Here is a 20935-nt window from a genome sequence, read left to right as displayed (position 1 = left end):
GGAATATGAAAGCAAAAATAGAAGCACTTAGAAAAGAATTACGAGAGCATAATCATAATTACTACGTGTTGGATAATCCGACCATTTCTGATTATGATTTTGATATGAAATTGAAAGAATTACAGGATTTGGAGGCAAAACATCCAGAATTCTATGATGCCAGTTCACCTTCACTTCGGGTTGGTGGAATGATCACTAAGAATTTTGCGACCGTAGTTCATGAGCACAGAATGTATTCTTTAGATAATTCGTACTCCAAAGAAGATTTAGAAGATTGGGAGAAACGTATTCAGCGTAACCTAGGGGATGTGCCTGTTGCTTTTACGTGCGAGTTAAAGTACGATGGTGCTTCTATCAGTATAACCTATGAAAAAGGAAAACTGATAAAGGCAGTTACCCGTGGTGACGGAATTCAGGGAGACGATGTCACCAATAATATTAAAACGATAAAATCTGTTCCGCTGCAACTAAAGGGAGATTACCCTGAGAAGTTTGATATACGTGGAGAAATCGTTTTGCCTTTTGACGGATTCATGAAAATGAACGAAGAGCGCGTAGCAAATGGAGAAGATCCATACATGAACCCTAGAAATACAGCATCAGGTAGTTTAAAACTTCAGGATAGTAGTGCTGTTGCGGAAAGACCGTTGGAGTGTTTGTTGTATAGTATAGTAGGTAGAAACTTAAATATAGATTCTCAGTTTCACATGTTAGAGAAAGCCCGTGAATGGGGTTTTAAAGTGCCAACCGTTGCAAAGCTTTGCCAAACTACAGATGAAGTGATGGCTTTTGTTGAGGAATGGGATGTGAAAAGACATGAATTGCCTTATGAGACGGACGGAGTTGTGATTAAAGTAAATAGTCTTCAGAATCAAGAAGAATTGGGCTTTACTTCCAAAGCTCCAAGATGGGCAATGGCATATAAGTTTAAGGCGGAACAAGTTTCTACTACCCTCAATGAAATTACATATCAAGTAGGGCGTACAGGGGCAATTACACCTGTAGCGAATTTAGAACCTGTTTTATTGGCAGGTACAACGGTCAAAAGAGCTTCATTGCATAATGCAGATCAAATAGCAAAATTAGATATTCGTGTTGGCGATACCGTATTTGTAGAAAAGGGAGGGGAAATTATTCCAAAAATTATAGCTGTAGATTTAACCAAAAGACCTGCAGATTCCAAACCTACTAAGTATATACATCAATGTCCGGAATGTGGAACAGAGCTGACTAGAACAGTAGGCGATGCTAAACATTACTGTCCTAATGAATATGGTTGTCCTCCACAGATAACGGGTCGAATTCAGCATTTTATTTCAAGAAAGGCAATGGATATTGAAGGCTTAGGTGGTGAGACTGTAGAGTTGTTATTTAAAGAAGGTTTAATAGACGATTATGCAGATTTGTATAAACTCACCAAAGAAGATGTATTGCCTTTGGAGCGAATGGCAGAGAAGTCCGCCGAAAATTTAGTCAAAGGAGTATCAGAATCGGTAAAAGTGCCTTTTGAGCGTGTTTTGTTCGCTTTAGGAATTCGTTTTGTAGGGGAGACCGTGGCAAAGAAATTGGCAAAAGCATATAAGAATATAGATGCGCTGAAAGAAGCAACTCTAGAGCACTTGACTTCAGTAGATGAAATAGGTGATCGTATAGCACAAAGTGTAATAGACTTTTTTGCAAATGAAAAGAATATAGATGCTATAGAAAGATTACGTAGCTACGGAGTGCAATTAGAAATATCTGCAGAGAAATTGCAAAACCAGACCGATACTTTAGCGGGTAAAACCTTTGTAGTATCAGGTGTTTTTGAGATATTAAGTAGAGATGAACTTAAGAAGAAAATAGAAGATAATGGAGGTAAGGTAGGTTCTTCCATATCATCAAAGACTAGTTTTTTGGTTGCAGGGGATAAAATGGGACCAAGTAAGCGTACCAAGGCAGAGAAGCTGGAAATACCGATTATCAGTGAGCAAGATTTTATTAATATGTTAGCATAAACAACTATGGACGTTTTTACAATAATTTCAGTACTAGTATTTCTATCGGCAATTTTTGGCTATATAAATGCTCGTTTTCTAAAACTACCTAACAGTATTGGCTTAATGCTGATTACAATTCTGTTTACATTGGCAGTTTTTTTAATAGGTTATATTGATGACACTTTAATTAATGCAGAGCGATATATCATAACACAGATTGATTTTAAAGCTGTATTACTAGATATTATGTTGAGTTTCCTGTTATTCGCAGGAGCGCTCCATACAAATTTTGAACAATTAAAAGTACAGCGTTGGCCTATATTGGTGTTCTCTACCTTAGGTGTGTTGGTGTCTACTTTTTTAGTAGGTACAAGCATGTATTATTTATTACAATTGATAGGAATGGATATCTCTTTTATCTATTGTCTATTGTTCGGTTCGTTAATCTCACCTACAGATCCAATTGCAGTATTGGGAATTTTGAAGAAGGCAGGAGCACCAAAGCAATTGGAAACTAAAATTGTTGGTGAATCATTGTTTAATGATGGGGTAGGAGTGGTTGTTTTCTTAACCATTTTTCAGCTTGCATCTACAACTGAGGTTGCTGTTAGTCCGTTAGACATTTTAGAACTTTTTGGAGTTGAGGTCATAGGTGGTTTAGCATTAGGTCTAGCGTTAGGTTGGGGAACATGGAAGCTTATGAAATCTATTGATGATTATGATATAGAAGTAATCATCACCTTGGCAACGGTAATGGTAGGTACATTGATAGCGCAGAAATTCCATTTGTCGGCTCCATTGGCAATGGTTGCTGCAGGTTTGGTGGTTGGTAATGACACGGTACGTAATTCAGCCATGTCAGAAACAACAGAAACTTACGTAGATAAATTTTGGGAGCTGTTAGATATTTTATTGAACACTTTACTGTTTGTTTTAATTGGGATGGAAATGCTTGTACTATCTTTTAAAACAGAATATGTAATTGCTGGGTTGTTAGCAATTCCGTTAGTATTGGTTTGTCGATACTTGTCGCTATTAATTCCTATTAAATTCTTTGAGAAGAAACTAGATTTTATACCGAAAACTAATTTGGTGATGACCTGGGGCGGTTTGCGTGGAGGTATTTCCATAGCATTGGCATTAGGCTTATCTGATGAAATGCATAGAGATGCATTTCTAGTAATCACATATATAGTTGTTGTATTCTCTATTATTGGACAAGGCTTAACAGTAGAAAAGCTTATTAAAAGAGTTGTAAAATGATACCGAAGAACTATCTTGAATTTGAAAAGAGTTTAGAACTGTCCACTGTTCCAAAAGAATGGTCAGACGGATTAAAAGCGGCTTGGTATGATGCTAAAGGAGATTGGGAAGCTTCTCATAACATAGCACAGGATATGCATAATACTTTAGGTAGTTGGTTACATGCCTATTTGCATAGAAAAGAAGGCGACCGTTTTAATGCAGGATATTGGTACAGGTTGGCGAATAAAGAATATCCAACAATTACCTTAGATGAAGAGCTTAAGGTAATTGTGGAATATATTATTCAAAATTAAATTGAGTTACTAATTTGTTTCTTCCAATGATACTATGTGAGTAAACTCCGCGCTTCCTTTAGAGTCTTTAGCTTTCACTTTAAAAGCAGCACCTCCATTAAAATCTGAATTAAATTTAATGGTAGCAATAGATTTTAAAGTAGAATCAGTTGCACTTTCTTCAATATTAATAATTTCTATACTTCCAGATTCAATAGTCCATGTGATAGTTGCTACACGAGCATTAAACTCCGTAGCGAATGTAATTGTTTCATTAGGTAATGCAAAGTCTGTACCATTGAAACAAACTTTAGTGCTTGTAGTAGAAAAATCCCCTAAATCACAAGAGGTAAAACTTTTTGGGTTTAAGCTTGACTCGTTATCATCATCACTAGAACATGAAAATTGAAAAGTAGCAATAACAATTAAGAGTAACAGGTTAATTGATTTTTTCATTGGTGGGAGTTTAAATAGGTTTGTAATAAGAAATAACAACTCTAAAATAGGAAAAATAGTACATAAAGTTATCTGTTTAACCTTTTTTAATGTTAAAATTCAGTTGTAGTTGTAGTTGTAGTTGTAGTTGTAGTTGTAGTTGTAGTTGTAGGTGTAGTTGAAAATTTCCATTTTGGACTACCATTTTAGAGAATTGGCAAAGTACTTCAAGTGAATTAACTTGAACTTTGCAGTATGAAAAAAATATCAAACTTCGGAATATTTACACTACTGTTAGTGAGCAGTTTAACGATAATGGTAGGTACCGTAATTGCGCCATCATTATCAGGAATTATACAACATAAAGATTTGGGTTTTTCGCCTAGTTGGTTAATTACGTTACCGTCATTAGGTGTTGTGGTTTTTGCTCCTTTAATAGGTTGGTTGTTGAATAAGATGAGTCCGCTTAAATTGCTCGCTCTTGGACTAGTTCCATATGCCGTTTTGGGGTTAATAGGCGCTTTTATAGACAATCAATACCTTTTAATTTTAGATCGTTTTTTACTAGGTGCGGCAACGGTTGCAATTCAAGTTTCGGTCACCGCATACATAGCAGCACAATATGAAGGTGAAGCGCGTATGAAAATGATTGCTTGGCAAGGAATGGCTATAGAGTTAGGTGGCGTAGTTTTTTTGGCAATAGGAGGGATTTTAGGTGAAATGTTCTGGCAATATCCCTTTTATATCTATCTCATAGCGTTAGTATGTCTTTTGTTGGTTTTTAAAACCTTACCAAAAATTGAAGAATCCGTTAGAGAAGAGGAAACTTCTGCTGAGGTTACTACAAGGGAAAAACTTAAAACACGAATAATTGTATCCTCGTCCTTACTGGCTATGATGTTATTTTTTATAGGCTTTGTAACCCTACCATTGTATCTGCCAACGAATTTTGGTTTTAGCGAATCTGAAACAGGATATCTTATGGCGTTCATTTCTGTTATTGCTATTGTTACGGCTAGTCAAATGCCTAGAATGGTTAAATTATTAGGAGATGGAAAGACGGTTACTTTGGGGTTTGTTTTTTTTATGTTAGGCTATATCGTTCTCGCTTTGGCTACAAGTGTGCCTTTCCTAATATTGACAGCTATTTGTATTGGAATAGGATTTGGGTTTACCATTCCACTGCTAAACCATATGACCATAGAAGTGAGTAATAGTCAAAACCAGGGAAAAAATTTAGGGTTGTTTTCAATGGCGGTCTTTGGTGGTCAATTCTTGTCAACCTTTATAGAATATATTTCTAAAAATTATATGGCGGTCTATGGGGTGACTGCGGCTTTGGCATTGGTAATTGCATTGGTAATGTATTATCAATTTCAAAAAGCAAGCAAAGACTAGTATTGTTTGAATTCTTTATACTTTTATAGTCTACTATGAAAGCAAAAGAATTTGAATAGCTGGAAGACCAAAATAAAGATCACTGTAAATTTTGAATCGAATACAGAATTGCTATCTGATAATTCCATGGGTATATATTTTGAATATGATTCAGATGAAACCTTGGTTGTTCATTTTAAACCATTGAACGAGGTGTTTTCAGAGAGTACTCTTTTTAGCACTCAGGGTGTATTAATCAATTTTGAACGTGATTTAATTGACGAAGATGATATAGAGTATGCTTTAGATGTAATGTCGTTATTCAACAAGTTTCCGCAGTATCATATTCAAGATGCAAAAGAAGTAAATCAAATAAGTAAGATAATTGAATTACTGAAAGATGAATACTGTAGTGCTACAGTGTCATACATAATGCTGAAAACTTTGTTAAAGGTGCTATTATTACATTTAATTCGATTTCAGAACGATGAGTTATTACCTCAAGATATTCACCAGAAAAGAGTATTTCAGTTTTTGGAATTAATGGAAGTTAATTTTTTAAAAGAAACAAATTCAGATTATTATGCCAATGAATTGGGAATTAGTACAAAACGCTTAAACCAGATTTTACAAGATAAATTGAACTTGACCGCTAAGCAGATTATTCAGCAGCGACAAGTTACCGAGGCAAAACGAAAGCTTATAAAAAGTGAAATTACTACAAAGGAATTGGCGTTTGAATTAGGATTTGAATCCATCAGTAGCTTTTCCCGTTTTTTTAAGAAAAATGTAGGTGTAAGTCCAACGGTATTTAAATCTCAGCAACACTCATAATTACTACTGGTTTACTAAAAAAAAATCGGAACCAATATATGGCCCCGATTTTAAAACTTCCTAAAACGGAGATTAAATCATTTTGAAATCCAATAATAACTCTCCTTCTATAGAAGCTTGTAAGTGATCTCCTTTAAATGTTTCACCTGCACCTATAGCAGGGGTTCCTGTGAATATCATATCACCAGGATTCAATGTCATAAATGTAGAAACAAAGCTGATGATTTCAGCAAAGTTATAAATGATATATCCAGTATTACCAACCTGTTTCTTTTCACCGTTAATTACTAAGTCAAAATTAATGTTGTCTAATTCTGGAAAATCGGAGATAGGCTTAAAACCAGCAATAGGTGAGGCGCCATCAAAACCTTTTGCCAAAGCCCAAGGTCCTTTTTTCTCTCTACTAGCAGTAAGTACATCTTTTGCGGTATAATCAATACCAATACCTATTTCAGAAATATATGAATTTGCCTCTTCTACGGTTACATTTTTAGCAGTTTTTCCTATTTTAACCACCAATTCTACTTCGTAAATCAGTTGATTGGTAATAGCAGGAAATTCCACATCTTTACTATCAGTGACTAAAGAAGAATCTGGCTTTGTAAATATGAGTTGCGTATCATTCTTTAATCCGTCTATTTCAGATTTGTCAACTACGTAATTCTTGCCTATACCTATAATTTTCATGCTTGTGATGTTGGTGTATATTTATTTTTGGAGTGAAATTAATGATTAAATCATGTGTAGTAACCTCTTTTTATTGAAATCACAAGAATCTATATTTTTGTTTTAAGACTATTTGATATAATCAGATCATTTAATGACCCGTAACTCTTTTAATGCCGCAAGGGTAACCTCTTTTCTAGTATGTATAAAATCGTTAAGTTCTATTTTGTTATTAATAGCTTCTAAATTAGTAGCAAAGAAATAAACATGGTTCTTAACTTCTATAAAGCCAACGAACCAGCCATTATATTGGTTGTTGCTATTAGATAATCCTGTTTTACCGCTGAGCTTGTAATCAGTTGTATTCTCAATTAACATGACATCTTGCATAATATGCTTGGTTCTCTTTGATATTGGTAACTGGTCATTGAAATATCGTTTTAGAAAATCTATTTGCTGCATTTGGTTAATTCTAGAATCACCCTTTAACCAGAAATCCGTGATATTATCAGCATTTATTTTTAGATTTCCGTATTGTAGATTTTCAACATATTCGTTCATACGTTGAGCCCCAATTTTTGCAGCAACTTCTTGATAGCATGGTACACATGAAAATTGAAAGGCATCTCGCAGTACTAAGTCTTGCTCCCAAAAGTTTGACCATTTCTCTTCACCATCCCATTTAAATATGGTGCTGTCACTTTTAATAACTCCCGTTTCCAAGCCGATAATACTATTTGTAATTTTAAAAGTGGATGCGGGTAAGTTACCATGTGTAGCCCACTTAAAGTTATTGGAATAATAGGTGTTATTATTTAAATCGTAAATTAAAATAGATCCTTTGATATTATTAGATTCAATGATAGTTTGAAATTCAGACTTGTTTATTTTAGTGCTATTCGATTTTGATTCACTCAAAATTTCAGTCCTCTTTTGGTCTTTACAAGAAACGATACAAACGATTAAAAATAGCAGTTTACATATTTTCATTTAATAATTGGATTGTATTTAACGACGGAGTCATAAATATAAGCTTGAAGTATCCATTAATACAATTAACTAGGTAATTTAGGATAGTGTTAATGTAGCTAATTTTAGGTAGTTTAATTCATTTCTTCAATAGGGGTACTCGCTTTTGAGTCTGATATTAAAATGGCATAATCTATAAAATCCGTCGTAGATTTTCCTTTCACCGCTTCGCCGTTAGATGTATCATCTTGCATAACAACTTCAATTAAATCTGGTATTCCATCGATATAAGGAGAATTGGCGGAATTCAATTTGAATAATGTCATATCAGAAATTTTAGATTTTTTTAGGTGTTCAATACCTAAAAAATACTCTTTCTCATAATCACCAATACCATAGCCACCTTCGGTGGTAAAAGATTTATAGTTACCTTTTTCATCATACACATGGTCCCACAGTACACGACTATTTGTCAAATAGCCAATAACGGAAACAATGTTTTCTTTCTTGTACACATTGTTTTCTATAAGACGTGTAAAAAATGATGGATTACTCCCTTCTCGCTGTTTTTCTAAATGAAAGAATCCGAACCTTGCAAAATGTACATTTTCCTTGAAATTATATAAAGAGTCTAGATGCATATAATTATTAAAAATCACTTCTTCTCGGTTTATTTTAGGATTGAAGGAATACTTTAAGTCTTGTATAATATGCTTAAAAGCGAAGCTATCATCTATAAATTCTGTAAACGCTAACTTATTTGCCTCATAATATGCTACGAAATCTCTCATGACCTTTTTAGAATAACTATTATAGTAAGGTGAATAATCTGTAGTGTCTAAAGCGACCATCTGATTTAATTCTTGAATCACTGGGTGTATAAAACTGTCAGTCTTTAGCAACTTTAAAATGTGTTTAGAAGTGTATTTATAGGTCACCAATTGGTCAATGCCTACAACGGTCAGTTTGTCTTTTTCTGGTAATTTATCATTTAAGATTTTAAGGTCTTTCCATTTTTGGAACGTTTCAATACTGCGATCCTGCGGTACTCGCATACCATAGTTACTTACTAAATCTTTTAATAATATAGTGTCACCGGTCTGTAAGTACGCGTTAAAGAAGTGACCTAAGCTAAAATCGGTTTCAGGTAAGTAATATTTAATAGTGCCTTCTTTGGTTAGTGAAGTAAGTAAGGTATGCTCAGCGGCCTCGGTTTTTATACTTCCATGGTAGGCTCCAAAACCAATGATGTTAAAATTTTGTTGAGGAAATTTGAACTCACCCTTTGTTATGTCAATACGATTAGTTTTTAGATAATCTGTTTTTGTTTGAGCGTAGTTGTATACAGATAAAAGTATAAAGATTGCTGTAAAAATTCTTTTCATGGTTTGGTTTTCATAAGAGATAACCAATTTTAAAAATTGTTACAGCAACCCATTCAGAAAATTACTTTTTGATGTTAGCTAAAGTATTGTCAATAATTGAAATTAATAAAGGGTACCTATAACCTGAGTTTTCTTTTCAAAAAACATTTCCTTGCCGTTTTTCAATTCATTGTGCTTTTCTAAAGCATTCAACTTAATGTTGTTTTTGATAGAATACTTTTCTTGTGGAATGTCAACTTGCATAATATTGAGTTTAGAATGAGTATCTAAAATAAAAATTAATCATCTTAAAATCAGACAATTAAGTTTTAAAATTGCAGTATTAGTTAAGAAATGCGAATATGTTTTTTTTGGATAGGTAAAATTATGAAGCTTACTTTTAAGAGGTACTTTTTTTGAGTATTTATCTTAAGAATAATGACTGATTTCAATTTTTGACAAGCTTGATAATCAAATAGGGCATTAAGATACCTATGTAAATTAATAAAGTAGAGTATAGCTCAAATGGTTCGGCAAGTATATATTCAGGAATTAAAGGGTTGGTATGCTTAGCAGAAAAAATCATGATGAAGAGACCAATTCCGATAAATAATAAAACAAAAAGAAGTACGGTTAAGGTATCAATGAATAATTCTTTTAACCTAAATTCTTTTCTGGTTGAATTATATAGCATTCCAAAGAATGGAATAGTTGCTATGGCAATATAATCAAGTGAATTTGTTGAAATTCCAAAATAATAGTCGGTCAATTTTACCAGGTTTTCAGTTAGTAGAAGTTGAAGTTTCGACCCGAATCCAAAATTTAAAACTAAGAAAATAAGTGCGCAAAAACCGAAAATTATAACTTTTATTTTTTTTGGTATTTTATTCAATTTAAAATAGATTTTTTTTGTTTAAGGTGTTTTAAAAGCCTTTAGTAATTTTTTGAGCTTTCAATTTCATGTCTTCGTATTTGTTCTTAAATTCTAAACATTTCTCATCAGCTTTAGGGTTATTGCATTTTACTTTACCTGCACCCTTACCTAAAAACTCAAAATAACCAGGGTTAGGGTCTTTGATAATTCTTCTACCTTCATGGTTTATAGAAACCTCAGGATGTTCTTTTTTTAGAATTTCTTCAGATAATTTTGAGCGGGAATCTTTTTTGGGAAGATAAAGCACATTGCAGTACCCATGCACTACTTTTTTAAAAGGTTCCCAAACTGCACCTTCTACATTTGGAAGAACGGTTTCTAAATAAGCAAATTCTTCAGTAGGGAACATATTACTGATTACATTTATTTTTTTTAGTTTCTGTAGCTCTGTAATGGGTTTAAAAGCAGGGTAAGGGGTTTTATTTATGACCCAAATTAAGGCTAGTACTTCAAGGTTTTGTAGTCCTTTTAAAAATTCAAAATTCTCAATAGGTTGTTTCCAATCTAGCGTTCCGTTTATATATAAATATTTTAAACTATTAATTCCTGATAACCCATCGAAATTTTTAACTTTTCTAAGATTTTCGAAATGTAAAGATTTTAGTTTTGTCAATTTCGTTAGTGGCGAAAGGTCTGTGAACCCAGAAACATATTCAAGAACTAATTCTTCTAAATTGTACAATTCGCCAATAAAGTCAATGTCTTTTGCTCTAAAAAAAGTAACTCTTAATCTTTTAAGATGTGTCAGTTTTCTAATGGCATGAACTTGTTCTTTGCTGGGGTTGTTTAGGGTTAGTTCCTCAAGGTTCGGGCAATCAAATATTTGTAACCAATGTTCCTTTTTTTGACCTTTACCAATAGTTAAAATTTTAACTTCTTCTTTATTACCAATTTCGAAATTTGCTATAAAAGCAAATCGTTCTCTATTGGGTATTGTTGTCCAATAGTCGTCTGTTCTATCTAAGAAATCTCCAAAATGATGTTTCATCGGTAGTAATCTATGGTCTATTTAATATCTCGAACGTTTTAATATTAGAATAGTTGCATTGATACTAATTAAGATTATCTGAAAAATGATAAGATGAACTGAGTATTTAAAGACCGTTTATATTAATTAATAATTAGTTACAACACCTTCCTAAAACAAACACTATTTGCCATGTGCTCGTACGGAGGGTAATTATCGATAATTGTGTAATTATTCTTTTTATAAAGTGCTAGGGCTTCCGGCTGGCGTAATCCGGTTTCTAATACAGCGTATGAATAGTTTAATTCTTTTGCCCATTTTTCCAAAACAACGAGTGTTTTTGAGGCAATACCTTTACCCCGAAAACTTGGTTGTACATACATGCGTTTAATTTCAACGGAATCCTTATTGAATTCCTGGAATGCACCACATGCAACAAGGGTTTCATCAGAATAAAAAACTACACAATTTTTCAACGTATCAATACCATTAAACTGTGCATAGAAAGTATTCTCGTCTCCATCTCGTAATGCCAGATCAGCATCAAGTAAGGCAACTAATTCTTTAAAGTTTTCGTTATCGCTAGCGCAACGTTTATAGTAAAGCATAAGAGGTCTCTTTTTAGACTTTAATTGTATATCCGTTTGCGTTAACAGTGCTATTATCAAAATAGAAATCAATTCTACCCAAATTTACCCCAAAACATCCTACTTGATTTACCAATACATCTCGTTCTGCGGCGTTCGTAACAATAGTCGGTTTATCTAGAAAGGTATGCGTATGTCCACCAATAATTAAATCGGTGTATTTAGTTCTTTTGGCAAGTTTTAAATCATCTGGCTTTTGAGAATTATATTCGTAACCTAAATGAGAAAGGCAAATAACCAAATCGCATTTTTCCTCTTCTTTAAGCTTGGTTTCCATATCGGTAGCCAATTCATATGGGTCAAGAAATTTAGTCTCTTTAAAGAGTTGTTTTGTAACCAAACCGTCTAGTTTAATCCCTAATCCGTAGACACCAACTTTAATTCCGTCTTTTTCATAAATCTTGTAGGGCTCTGTTAATCCGTCTAAAACGGTATTAGAAAAGTCGTAATTGGCACTAATAAAATTAAACTTAGCGTAGGGCATTTGGGCTAAAAGTCCGTCAATACCATTATCAAAATCATGATTTCCAATTGTAGTGGCATCATAATTAAGCATGCTCATTAATTTAAATTCTAGTTCACCACCATAAAAATTGAAGTAGGGGGTACCTTGAAAAATATCGCCCGCATCAAAAAGAAACGTATTCGGATTCTCTTTTCTTATACTGTCTACTAAACCCGCTCTGCGAGCCAAGCCTCCCAACCCAGGGAAATCTGCATGGTCGTTGGGGAAAGCATCTACATGACTGTGTACATCATTGGTGTGTAAAATGGTAATGTGTTTCTTTTTAGATTCGATACAAGAATTTAGTCCCAAACCACCAAGGGTTAATAGGCTAGTGGATGCGGCAGTGTTTCGTATAAATTTTCTTCTTTCCATTTTACTGTAATTGATAATATCTTAAATCTACTTTTGGGGCAAGGGTATCCGCTTTAGAAAAGAAATCTATCATGGCATTACGTATTTTATAATCGGTTTCCGTTTTAGAAAGTGCTTCTTTAAAAAAGCTCATATTATCACCGCCGGTAACTAAGTAGTCTGATGTGGCTACATTATAAGTTTTGTCTTTATCTAAAGGTTTTCCGTCTATTGTAAAAGATTTGACCGAATTGTCTTTGTTGAGAATAAGCTGCATACCTGCAACAGGGTGCGCTCTTTTGGACTTAATAAGGTAATCTATCATTTTTAATAAAGATGTACCTTTAAGTGCTACGACAACCACCGAGTTTTCAAACGGCATTACCTCATAAGCAGTTCTAGAGGTAACATTTCCTTTAGAGATAATCGATCTAATACCGCCATGGTTTAAAAGTACCAGATCAATACTATTTCCGGTGCGCTTTTTAAAAATAGGATTGGTCTCACTCAGTACAATATCTGCCATTAAATTACCGGCTGTGGTATTGAATTTACCATCTGTTTTTGAAATAACATAAGGTGCATATGCCAATGTACTATCTAAAATACTTTCGACGCGATCATGATAAGGCTGAATAAATTTTTGAATACTGTCAACAGAAGTATAAGTGGTATCAATTGCTATCTGCTTGCCAGTCAGTTCAGTGAGTTTATCAGGATTGTTTTTACAGGATACTAAATTCAACAATGTTATAAATATAACATAATGTTTTATATTTAAAATACCAAAGTGTTTTAACTTCGCCATATAGTTGCAGGGATATTATTTACATTTGTCTAAATGTAAAAATACATGTTTTTAAAAGGAATTAAGGACAAGTTTAAACGGAAATCGGGCCGTAAAATATTAAAACAACTGTTGGCAACACCAGTTGCTGTAACGCGTGAGGGTAAAGGAATACGTTCTGTAGGTTGTATTGTGGATTTAGATAAATTTGAGAAATCTGAAGTGTTTTTTCAATTTCAAGAAGAGTTGTCATTGCATCCCAATGCCGTTAAAATAATTGGATATAAGCGTTTTTATGATAAAAACTCGCCATATGCCACTCCTGTTTTTTCAGATAAAGACTTAGGGTGGAACGGTGAAATTGAAAACAGCTATGCCCTTGAGTTTTTAGGACGGGAATATGACCTATTAGTGAATTATTATAATGAGGATAGCCTGTTGTTGAATTTAATGTCGGTGAAGGCGAAGGCTCGTTTAAAAGTAGGGTTCAAAGAAGTGGGACCTACTTACAATGATTTAATGTTAGATACGCCATTAAAGGACTTTCAGATATTTAAAAAAGAATTGAAAAAGTACTTGGGCATTTTTAAAGAGATTTAATTATGAAAGATTTAAGGGGAGCAGGAGTAGCGTTAATAACGCCTTTTAAAGAAGATGGATCAGTAGATGTAGAGGCTCTTAGAAAAGTTGTAGCTTTTAATATTGAAGGCAACATAGATTACTTGGTGGTTTTAGGAACTACGGCAGAATCGGTAACCTTATCAAAAGAAGAAAAGCAATTGGTCATGCGTACCGTAGAAGAAGCAAATCAAGGTGCTTTGCCTTTGGTTATAGGTATAGGGGGTAATAATACCATGGCATTGGTAGAAGAGCTAAAATCTGCAGATTTATCTGCGTATGATGCCATTTTATCTGTTTCTCCGTATTACAACAGACCTACGCAAGAAGGTATTTATCAACATTTCGCAGCACTTTCGCAAGCTTCGCCTTTGCCTATTATTCTATATAATGTACCAGGTCGTACAGGTAGTAATATGTTACCAGAGACAGTAGTACGTTTGGCAAAGAAATTTGACAAAATCGTTGCGGTTAAAGAAGCTTGCGGAGATATGACCCAAGTTCAAGAACTCATATCAAAAAGACCAGAAGGTTTCTTAGTACTTTCTGGAGATGATATTACGTCCTTACCAACAATAGTTGCCGGTGGTGACGGGGTAATTTCAGTTATTGGTCAAGGTTTACCAGAAGAATTTTCAAAAATGGTTCATGAAGGATTAGATGGTAATACTGAAGTAGCCTATAGCTACCACTACAAAATGCAAGATGGTATGAAGTTGATTTTCGAAGAAGGAAACCCAGCAGGTATCAAAGTTATTTTTGAATATTTAGGCTTGGCAAAACCCTTTGTGCGGTTACCATTAATTACGGCTAGTGATGCTTTAAAGCATAGAATTGTTTCATTTATGGAATCTATGATACGCATACCAGCATAAATATTCGTTAAATCTTCACTTAGTAGGACATTCTTGTGCTGTAAAGCCTGTACTTTTATTGGTTTAAAATGTTTTTTAAATCCATTGATAATCACTAATTTTGCAAAATGTTTTTTAAAATGAGGAGAGTTTTTCCATTACTATTGATTGCCATTGCTTTACAATCTTGTAGCGAGTACCAAAAAGTGCTTAAGAACGATGATGTAAAAGCGAAATACGACATGGCCGAAACTTTCTACGAAGAAGGTGACTTTAGAAGGGCTAACAGATTACTTGAGCAAATTGCGCCCAAGTATGTAGGTAAGCCTCAAGGTGAGCGTGTTATGTTCTTTTTGTCTAACAGTTATTTTATGCGTGGAGATTACAACATGGCAGGCTACCAGTTTGAGCGTTTTGTAAAATCATATCCTAAAAGTGACAAAATGGTAGAAGCTAGTTTTTTAGGGGCTAAAAGTTTCTATGAGTTATCTCCAGATTATTCTTTAGATCAGACCGATACGGATAAGGCTTTATTGAAATTGCAGAATTTCATTAATGCATATTCTGAATCTGAGTATTATGCAGAAGCAAATGCCATGGCGCAAGAGCTTACAACAAAAAAAGAGGAAAAAGCGTTTGAGATATTAAAGCAGTATAACAAATTGGGCGAGTTCAATTATGATATGCTTAAATCTGCAGTAGCGGCTAGTGATAACTTTGTGTCAGATAATCCTGGTTCTCCGTTTAGGGAAGAGGCAATGTTTGTAAAGGTTGAAGCGTTAACACATATGGCTGTAAATAGCTTTGAGCAGTTAAAGGAAGAGCGTTTAAAAAATGCAAAGGCGGCACATGCTGCAATGAAAAAGCAGTTTCCTGAATCTAAATTCGATAAGGAAGCTACAGATTTAATTGAAAAAATTGATAAAGAATTACAACGCATGCAAGCGCAGACCGTTGAATCAAAATAAATAATTTAATTATGAATATGAACGATTTAAAAAACTCTAAAGCATCGGTATCTACGGTAACTATTAACCGTAATGAGTTTGATGAGCCAACTGAAAATATCTACGAGGCTATTTCAATTGCTGCAAAACGTGCTGTTCAGATCAATTCTGAAATTAAAAAAGAGCTTTTAGAGAAATTGGAAGAGTTTGCTACTTATAGTGACAGTTTAGAAGAAGTTTTTGAAAACAAAGAGCAAATCGAAGTTTCTAAGTTTTACGAAAAATTACCTAAGCCACACGCAATGGCGGTAGAAGAGTGGTTGATGGATAAAATCTACCATAGAAACACAGAAAAAGACGCTTAAGAAATATGTTGAACGGCAAAAATGTTCTTTTAGGAATTACCGGAGGAATTGCTGCTTATAAAACAACATTCTTAGTTCGTTTATTTATAAAAGCTGGCGCTAACGTTAAGGTCATACTTACCGATAGCGCCAGCTCCTTTGTTACCCCGCTTACCCTAGCTACTTTGGCTAAAAATCCCGTAGTCCTTGATTTTGTTAAGACAGAAGAGAATACGGTAGATTGGAATCATCACGTAGAAATGGGACTTTGGGCAGACTTGATGTTGATTGCGCCAGCTACGGCAAATACCATGTCTAAAATGGCAACAGGTAATTGCGACAATATTTTAATGGCTACCTATTTATCGGCTAAATGTCCGGTTTTCGTTGCTCCGGCTATGGATTTGGATATGTATAAGCATCCAAGCACAAAAAGTTCTTTAGATGCCCTTGCTTCATTTAGTAACATGATCATACCTGCAGCAAGTGGTGAACTTGCCAGTGGTTTACATGGAGAAGGTAGAATGGCTGAGCCTGAAGATATCATAAGCTTTATAAAGAAGCGACTATCGGAAGGATTGCCATTGTCAGGAAAAAAAGTGTTGATTACTGCAGGTCCAACCTACGAAGCTATTGATCCTGTACGTTTTATAGGAAATCATTCTTCTGGGTTAATGGGATTTGAGCTTGCTAAAACGGCTGCAAACCTTGGTGCCGAAGTGTATTTGGTTACCGGACCAACAAACTTATCTGTTACTCATGATCTTATTCACGTAGTCAATGTGGTATCCGCTGATGATATGTATCATAGTGCTCAAATGCATTATAAAACATCTGATATTGTTATTTGTGCAGCAGCGGTTGCAGATTATAGACCTAAATCCATTGCAGAACAGAAAATTAAAAAATCCGAAGAAAATTTTACTATTGAATTGGTAAAGAATAAAGATATCTTAAAAACCTTCGGTGATCATAAAAAGCATCAGTTCTTGGTTGGTTTCGCCCTAGAAACCGAAAACGAAATTGAAAATGCAAAAGGTAAACTAAAGCGTAAAAACCTAGATGCCATCGTGTTGAATTCTATGCGAGATAAAGGTGCTGGTTTTGGCGGCGTTACCAATAAAATTTCATTTATAGATACCAATTCTAACATTACTGCGTTTGAACTAAAGACCAAGGCAGAAGTTGCCGTGGATATCTTCAATGAAATTATTAAAAGACGATATGCGTAAGGCAGTATTTCTATTACTTTTCACCTTTATAGGATTAGTTGTAAATGCTCAAGAATTAACTTGTGCGGTTACGGTCAATTCTGATCAGCTTACTCAAGGAGACCAGCAGGTTTTTAAAACTTTAGAGCGTTCGCTGAATGATTTTGTCAATAAGACCAAATGGACAAATAGAGTGTATAAAGAGAATGAAAGGGTAAATGCGCAAATGTTCATTACTATCACCTCTTACGAATCCAATAGCTTTAGTGGTAATATTCAAATTCAGTCTTCAAGACCTGTTTATAATACTTCGTATTCTACACCAGTTTTTAATTACAAGGACAATGCGTTCAATTTTCAATACATAGAATTTCAGCCGATGATTTTCAATGAGAATCAGTTCGAGTCTAATTTGGTTAGTGTCATGGCGTATTACGTGTATGTAATATTAGGATTAGATGCCGATACGTTTTCTTTAGAAGGCGGAACTGAGTTTTATAGAAAAGCACAGAATATTGTTACACAGGCACAAGGTAGTAACTCTGCGGGATGGAGCCAGTCAGCCGATTCTAACAGAAGTAGATTTGAATTAATTGATAATCTTTTATCGAATACCTATAGAGAGTACCGTATTGCTATGTATAACTACCACAGAAAAGGGCTAGATATATTGCCTGATAACAACAGCACGGGTAAGCAAGTAATCGCAGGTACAATGAATCTTTTTCAGACCATGATCAATAGAAGGCCCAATGCCTTTTTGATTTCAACTTTTTTTGATGCAAAATCAGAAGAGATAAAGAATATTTTCTCTGACGGACCAAAAGTTGATATCGTAAAGCTGAAAGAAACCCTTAATAAAATAGCTCCTTTATACGCTACAACTTGGAACGATATTAAATATTGAACCATTTTACAAAACGGAATTATAGATTACCTTTGTGAATCTAAAATTCTAACGTGTGCTTTCAACCCTTTCCATTTCTAATTACGCATTAATTGATCGTCTAGAAGTAGACTTCAATAAAGGTTTCACGGTTATTACCGGTGAAACTGGCGCCGGTAAATCTATTTTACTTGGCGGACTATCTTTAGTGTTAGGTAAACGTGCAGATTTAAGTTCTTTACGGGTTAAAGATCAGAAATGTATTATTGAGGGTACTTTTAAGATAGACACGTACGGACTCCAGAGTTTTTTTGAAGAAAATGATTTGGACTATGATGATAGTACAGTCATTAGGCGAGAGATTTTACCAAGTGGTAAGTCTAGAGCATTTGTAAACGATACGCCGGTTACGTTAGGGGTCTTATCTACATTGGGTGAAAACCTAATAGATATTCATTCTCAGCATCAGACTATGCAACTTACTGAAAATGACTTTCAGTTAAAATTAGTAGATGCGCTGGCAAACAATCAAAAAAGATTAACGGCATATAGAAAAGATTTAAAAACTTATCGTAAAGCGCAGAAGGAATTAGAGAAACTTATTGAAATTCAAAGCACAGCGAACAAAGAACAAGATTACAATACGTTTTTGTTGGAAGAATTAGAAAAAGCACCGTTAAAAGCAGGAGTAATTGAAGAGCTGGAAGAAGAATATGAACAGCTGAACAATGTGGAGTTGATTATGGAGCAGTTATCTAAAGGAGACCAATTGTTCAATGATGAGCAAATAGGGGTTTTACCTTTAGTAACAGAAATGCGCCAATCACTTTCAAAACTGATAGATTTTGGGTCTAGCTACAAAGATTTGTTTGAGCGTGTAAAATCTGTAATGATAGAACTAGATGATGTGAGTTCAGAATTGCAGCGTCTTCAAGAAGGGGTAGAGGCGAACCCTGATCAGTTAGAACAGGTGAATAATAAATTACAGCTGCTGTATAATTTACAGAAAAAGCATAATGTCAGCGATATAGCTGAGTTGATTAGCATTAAGAACGACCTTGCTGATAAAGTTTTTGAAACTGCCAATTTAGATGATAAAATTGCAGCTAGAACAAAGGAAATAGAAGAGATGGAAGCTGTCTTGGAATCAAAGGCTATTTTGTTACGAGAAAAAAGAAACTTGGTAATTCCACAACTTAAGAAAAAATTGGAGTCCGATTTGGGGCTATTAGGTATGCCAAGTGCATCGTTCGAAATAAAATTAAGCGCCGCGGAGGCGTTTGCAGTTACCGGTAAAGATGAGCTTTCATTTTTATTTACCGCCAATAGAGGTGGTAGTTATGGCGAATTAAAGAAAGTAGCATCTGGTGGGGAATTGTCTAGAATAATGTTGGTGATCAAATCCATACTTGCCAAGTATGAAAAGTTACCGACTATTATGTTCGATGAAATAGATACTGGTGTGTCAGGGGAAATATCTGACCGCATGGCAGATATAATGAAAGATATGAGTGCGGATCTGCAAGTATTTTCGATTACGCATTTACCGCAAGTAGCATCAAAAGGAAACAACCATTTCAAAGTCTTTAAAACCGAAGGTAAAGAACGTACGATGACCAATTTAAAGCAATTGACCAATGATGAAAGAGTGGTAGAGTTGGCTCATATGTTAAGCGGTAAAGATCTTTCTGATTCTGCATTGGCACATGCAAAAGAACTTTTAAGTGCATCTTCAAGTATATAAAACATTACATTTTTTAAAAATGTGATTGGTCTTGTGCCAATTGAGATTTTATGCTACTACATTAAGACTGTTGTTTTAGGGTTTTTAAGTAGTACTTCAATTCTCTATTAACATATTTTGGATATCTTTGAATTTTAAATCTAACTATAGAATCAACCATCATGGGATATAACTTATTAAAAGGTAAAAGGGGAATTATTTTTGGAGCATTAGACGAAAGTTCTATTGCGTGGAAAACAGCGCAAACGGTACACGCAGAAGGCGGTACTTTTGTTTTGACAAACGCCCCAATTGCTATGAGAATGGGTCAGATAGACCAATTGGCAAAAGAAACAGGATCAGAAATTATACCTGCAGATGCTACAAGTGTTGAAGACTTGGATAATTTAGTAGCAAAGGCAGTTGAAATTTTAGGAGGAAAAATAGATTTCGTATTACATTCAATCGGTATGTCCGTTAACGTACGTAAAGGTCGTGCTTACACAGATGAAAAATATGATTTTACGGCTAAAGGATGGGATGTTTCTGCGCTTTCTTTTCATAAAGTATTGCAATCACTTTATAAAGCGGATGCTATGAACGAGTGGGGTAGTGTTGTGGCTTTGACTTACATGGCCGCGCAAAGAACATTTCCGGATTATAACGATATGGCAGATAACAAAGCGTATTTAGAATCTGTTGCCCGTAGCTTTGGTTATTTCTTTGGTAAAGAGAAAAACGTACGTGTAAACACTATTTCTCAATCACCTACTGCAACAACTGCAGGACAAGGAGTAAAAGGTTTTGACGGCTTTATCAGTTATGCGGAAAAAATGTCTCCGTTAGGTAATGCTTCAGCTCAAGACTGTGCTGATTATACTATTACCTTATTCTCTGATCTTACCAGAAAGGTAACCATGCAGAACTTGTTTCATGACGGTGGTTTCTCTAATACAGGAGTTAGTCAAGAAGTTATAGAGAAGTTTTAATCAAGAT

At 34.5% G+C, this 20935-nt stretch carries 23 protein-coding genes; 13 read left to right on the top strand and 10 right to left on the bottom strand.

Annotated elements, in window-relative coordinates:
• Positions 1-5 precede the first annotated feature (5 nt).
• From ligA to P177_RS11605, 3 genes are read left to right on the top strand one after another with little or no spacing between them, the layout of a single operon-like run.
• On the top strand, positions 6-1997 hold the full coding sequence (gene ligA, locus P177_RS11615; protein WP_036154922.1) for an NAD-dependent DNA ligase LigA: 1992 nt from the start codon (positions 6-8) through the stop codon (positions 1995-1997).
• 6 nt (positions 1998-2003) lie between these two features.
• Positions 2004-3242 (top strand): cation:proton antiporter, encoded by a 1239-nt coding sequence (locus P177_RS11610; protein WP_036154920.1) that lies wholly within the window; start codon positions 2004-2006, stop codon positions 3240-3242.
• The gene (locus P177_RS11605) at positions 3239-3538 is read left to right on the top strand and encodes a hypothetical protein (RefSeq protein ID WP_036154918.1); all 300 of its coding nucleotides are present in this window, start codon (positions 3239-3241) and stop codon (positions 3536-3538) included. The genes P177_RS11610 and P177_RS11605 overlap by 4 nt, the downstream gene beginning before the upstream one ends.
• Before the next feature lie 9 nt (positions 3539-3547).
• Here the strand turns inward: P177_RS11605 and P177_RS11600 are convergent, their stop codons facing one another.
• Positions 3548-3973: a hypothetical protein gene (locus P177_RS11600; RefSeq protein ID WP_036154916.1), complete on the bottom strand. Its 426-nt coding sequence runs from the start codon at positions 3971-3973 to the stop codon at positions 3548-3550.
• A gap of 234 nt (positions 3974-4207) precedes the next feature.
• Here P177_RS11600 and P177_RS11595 point away from each other — a divergent pair, with 234 nt between their 5' ends.
• Positions 4208-5350 (top strand): MFS transporter, encoded by a 1143-nt coding sequence (locus P177_RS11595; RefSeq protein WP_036154913.1) that lies wholly within the window; start codon positions 4208-4210, stop codon positions 5348-5350.
• Between the two features lie 51 nt (positions 5351-5401).
• Positions 5402-6163, top strand: coding sequence for a helix-turn-helix domain-containing protein (locus tag P177_RS11590; RefSeq protein WP_036154911.1), 762 nt, complete (start codon positions 5402-5404; stop codon positions 6161-6163).
• Positions 6164-6235: 72 nt separating this feature from the next.
• Here the strand turns inward: P177_RS11590 and P177_RS11585 are convergent, their stop codons facing one another.
• From P177_RS11585 to P177_RS11550, 9 genes are all read right to left on the bottom strand, one after another.
• A complete protein-coding gene (locus P177_RS11585) occupies positions 6236-6850 on the bottom strand; it encodes a fumarylacetoacetate hydrolase family protein (RefSeq protein WP_036154909.1) in 615 nt (204 codons plus the stop codon).
• Positions 6851-6976: 126 nt separating this feature from the next.
• Positions 6977-7819, bottom strand: a complete 843-nt coding sequence (gene blaOXA, locus P177_RS11580) for a class D beta-lactamase (RefSeq protein WP_084684679.1) — start codon at positions 7817-7819, stop codon at positions 6977-6979.
• A gap of 113 nt (positions 7820-7932) precedes the next feature.
• Positions 7933-9183 (bottom strand): hypothetical protein, encoded by a 1251-nt coding sequence (locus P177_RS11575; protein WP_036154907.1) that lies wholly within the window; start codon positions 9181-9183, stop codon positions 7933-7935.
• 102 nt (positions 9184-9285) lie between these two features.
• Positions 9286-9426, bottom strand: a complete 141-nt coding sequence (locus P177_RS20095; RefSeq protein WP_157486546.1) for a hypothetical protein — start codon at positions 9424-9426, stop codon at positions 9286-9288.
• 184 nt (positions 9427-9610) lie between these two features.
• Positions 9611-9931 (bottom strand): hypothetical protein, encoded by a 321-nt coding sequence (locus P177_RS20215; protein ID WP_167333111.1) that lies wholly within the window; start codon positions 9929-9931, stop codon positions 9611-9613.
• A 154-nt stretch (positions 9932-10085) separates the two neighbouring features.
• The gene (locus P177_RS11565) at positions 10086-11084 is read right to left on the bottom strand and encodes a leucine-rich repeat domain-containing protein (RefSeq protein ID WP_036154903.1); all 999 of its coding nucleotides are present in this window, start codon (positions 11082-11084) and stop codon (positions 10086-10088) included.
• Between the two features lie 137 nt (positions 11085-11221).
• Positions 11222-11671: a GNAT family N-acetyltransferase gene (locus P177_RS11560; protein WP_036154901.1), complete on the bottom strand. Its 450-nt coding sequence runs from the start codon at positions 11669-11671 to the stop codon at positions 11222-11224.
• 13 nt (positions 11672-11684) lie between these two features.
• Positions 11685-12590, bottom strand: a complete 906-nt coding sequence (locus P177_RS11555) for a bifunctional metallophosphatase/5'-nucleotidase (RefSeq protein WP_036154899.1) — start codon at positions 12588-12590, stop codon at positions 11685-11687.
• 1 nt (position 12591) lies between these two features.
• On the bottom strand, positions 12592-13377 hold the full coding sequence (locus P177_RS11550; RefSeq protein WP_036154897.1) for a 5'-nucleotidase C-terminal domain-containing protein: 786 nt from the start codon (positions 13375-13377) through the stop codon (positions 12592-12594).
• A gap of 45 nt (positions 13378-13422) precedes the next feature.
• Between P177_RS11550 and P177_RS11545 the strand changes: the two genes are divergently transcribed.
• From P177_RS11545 to P177_RS11510, 8 genes are all read left to right on the top strand, one after another.
• A complete protein-coding gene (locus P177_RS11545; protein WP_036154895.1) occupies positions 13423-13956 on the top strand; it encodes a DUF6913 domain-containing protein in 534 nt (177 codons plus the stop codon).
• 2 nt (positions 13957-13958) lie between these two features.
• Positions 13959-14849 (top strand): 4-hydroxy-tetrahydrodipicolinate synthase, encoded by an 891-nt coding sequence (dapA, locus tag P177_RS11540; protein ID WP_036154893.1) that lies wholly within the window; start codon positions 13959-13961, stop codon positions 14847-14849.
• Between the two features lie 119 nt (positions 14850-14968).
• Positions 14969-15796 carry an outer membrane protein assembly factor BamD gene (locus P177_RS11535; RefSeq protein WP_245233032.1) on the top strand — a complete coding sequence of 276 codons (828 nt, stop codon included), beginning with the start codon at positions 14969-14971 and terminating at the stop codon, positions 15794-15796.
• Between the two features lie 17 nt (positions 15797-15813).
• Complete coding sequence (locus P177_RS11530) at positions 15814-16140, top strand: DNA-directed RNA polymerase subunit omega (RefSeq protein WP_036158283.1); 327 nt, start codon at positions 15814-15816, stop codon at positions 16138-16140.
• A gap of 5 nt (positions 16141-16145) precedes the next feature.
• Positions 16146-17351, top strand: coding sequence for a bifunctional phosphopantothenoylcysteine decarboxylase/phosphopantothenate--cysteine ligase CoaBC (gene coaBC, locus P177_RS11525; protein ID WP_036154890.1), 1206 nt, complete (start codon positions 16146-16148; stop codon positions 17349-17351).
• On the top strand, positions 17344-18237 hold the full coding sequence (gene porD, locus P177_RS11520; protein ID WP_036158279.1) for a type IX secretion system protein PorD: 894 nt from the start codon (positions 17344-17346) through the stop codon (positions 18235-18237). The genes coaBC and porD overlap by 8 nt, the downstream gene beginning before the upstream one ends.
• A 55-nt stretch (positions 18238-18292) precedes the next feature.
• Complete coding sequence (recN, locus tag P177_RS11515; RefSeq protein WP_036154888.1) at positions 18293-19960, top strand: DNA repair protein RecN; 1668 nt, start codon at positions 18293-18295, stop codon at positions 19958-19960.
• A 161-nt stretch (positions 19961-20121) separates the two neighbouring features.
• Entirely contained in the window at positions 20122-20928 is an 807-nt protein-coding gene (locus tag P177_RS11510) for an enoyl-ACP reductase FabI (protein WP_036154887.1), read from the top strand.
• Positions 20929-20935 lie beyond the last annotated feature (7 nt).

This window comes from Maribacter forsetii DSM 18668 (assembly GCF_000744105.1).
In the GTDB taxonomy this organism is placed as follows: Bacteria; Bacteroidota; Bacteroidia; order Flavobacteriales; family Flavobacteriaceae; genus Maribacter; species Maribacter forsetii.
This window is presented reverse-complemented; position numbering and strand designations above follow the sequence as displayed.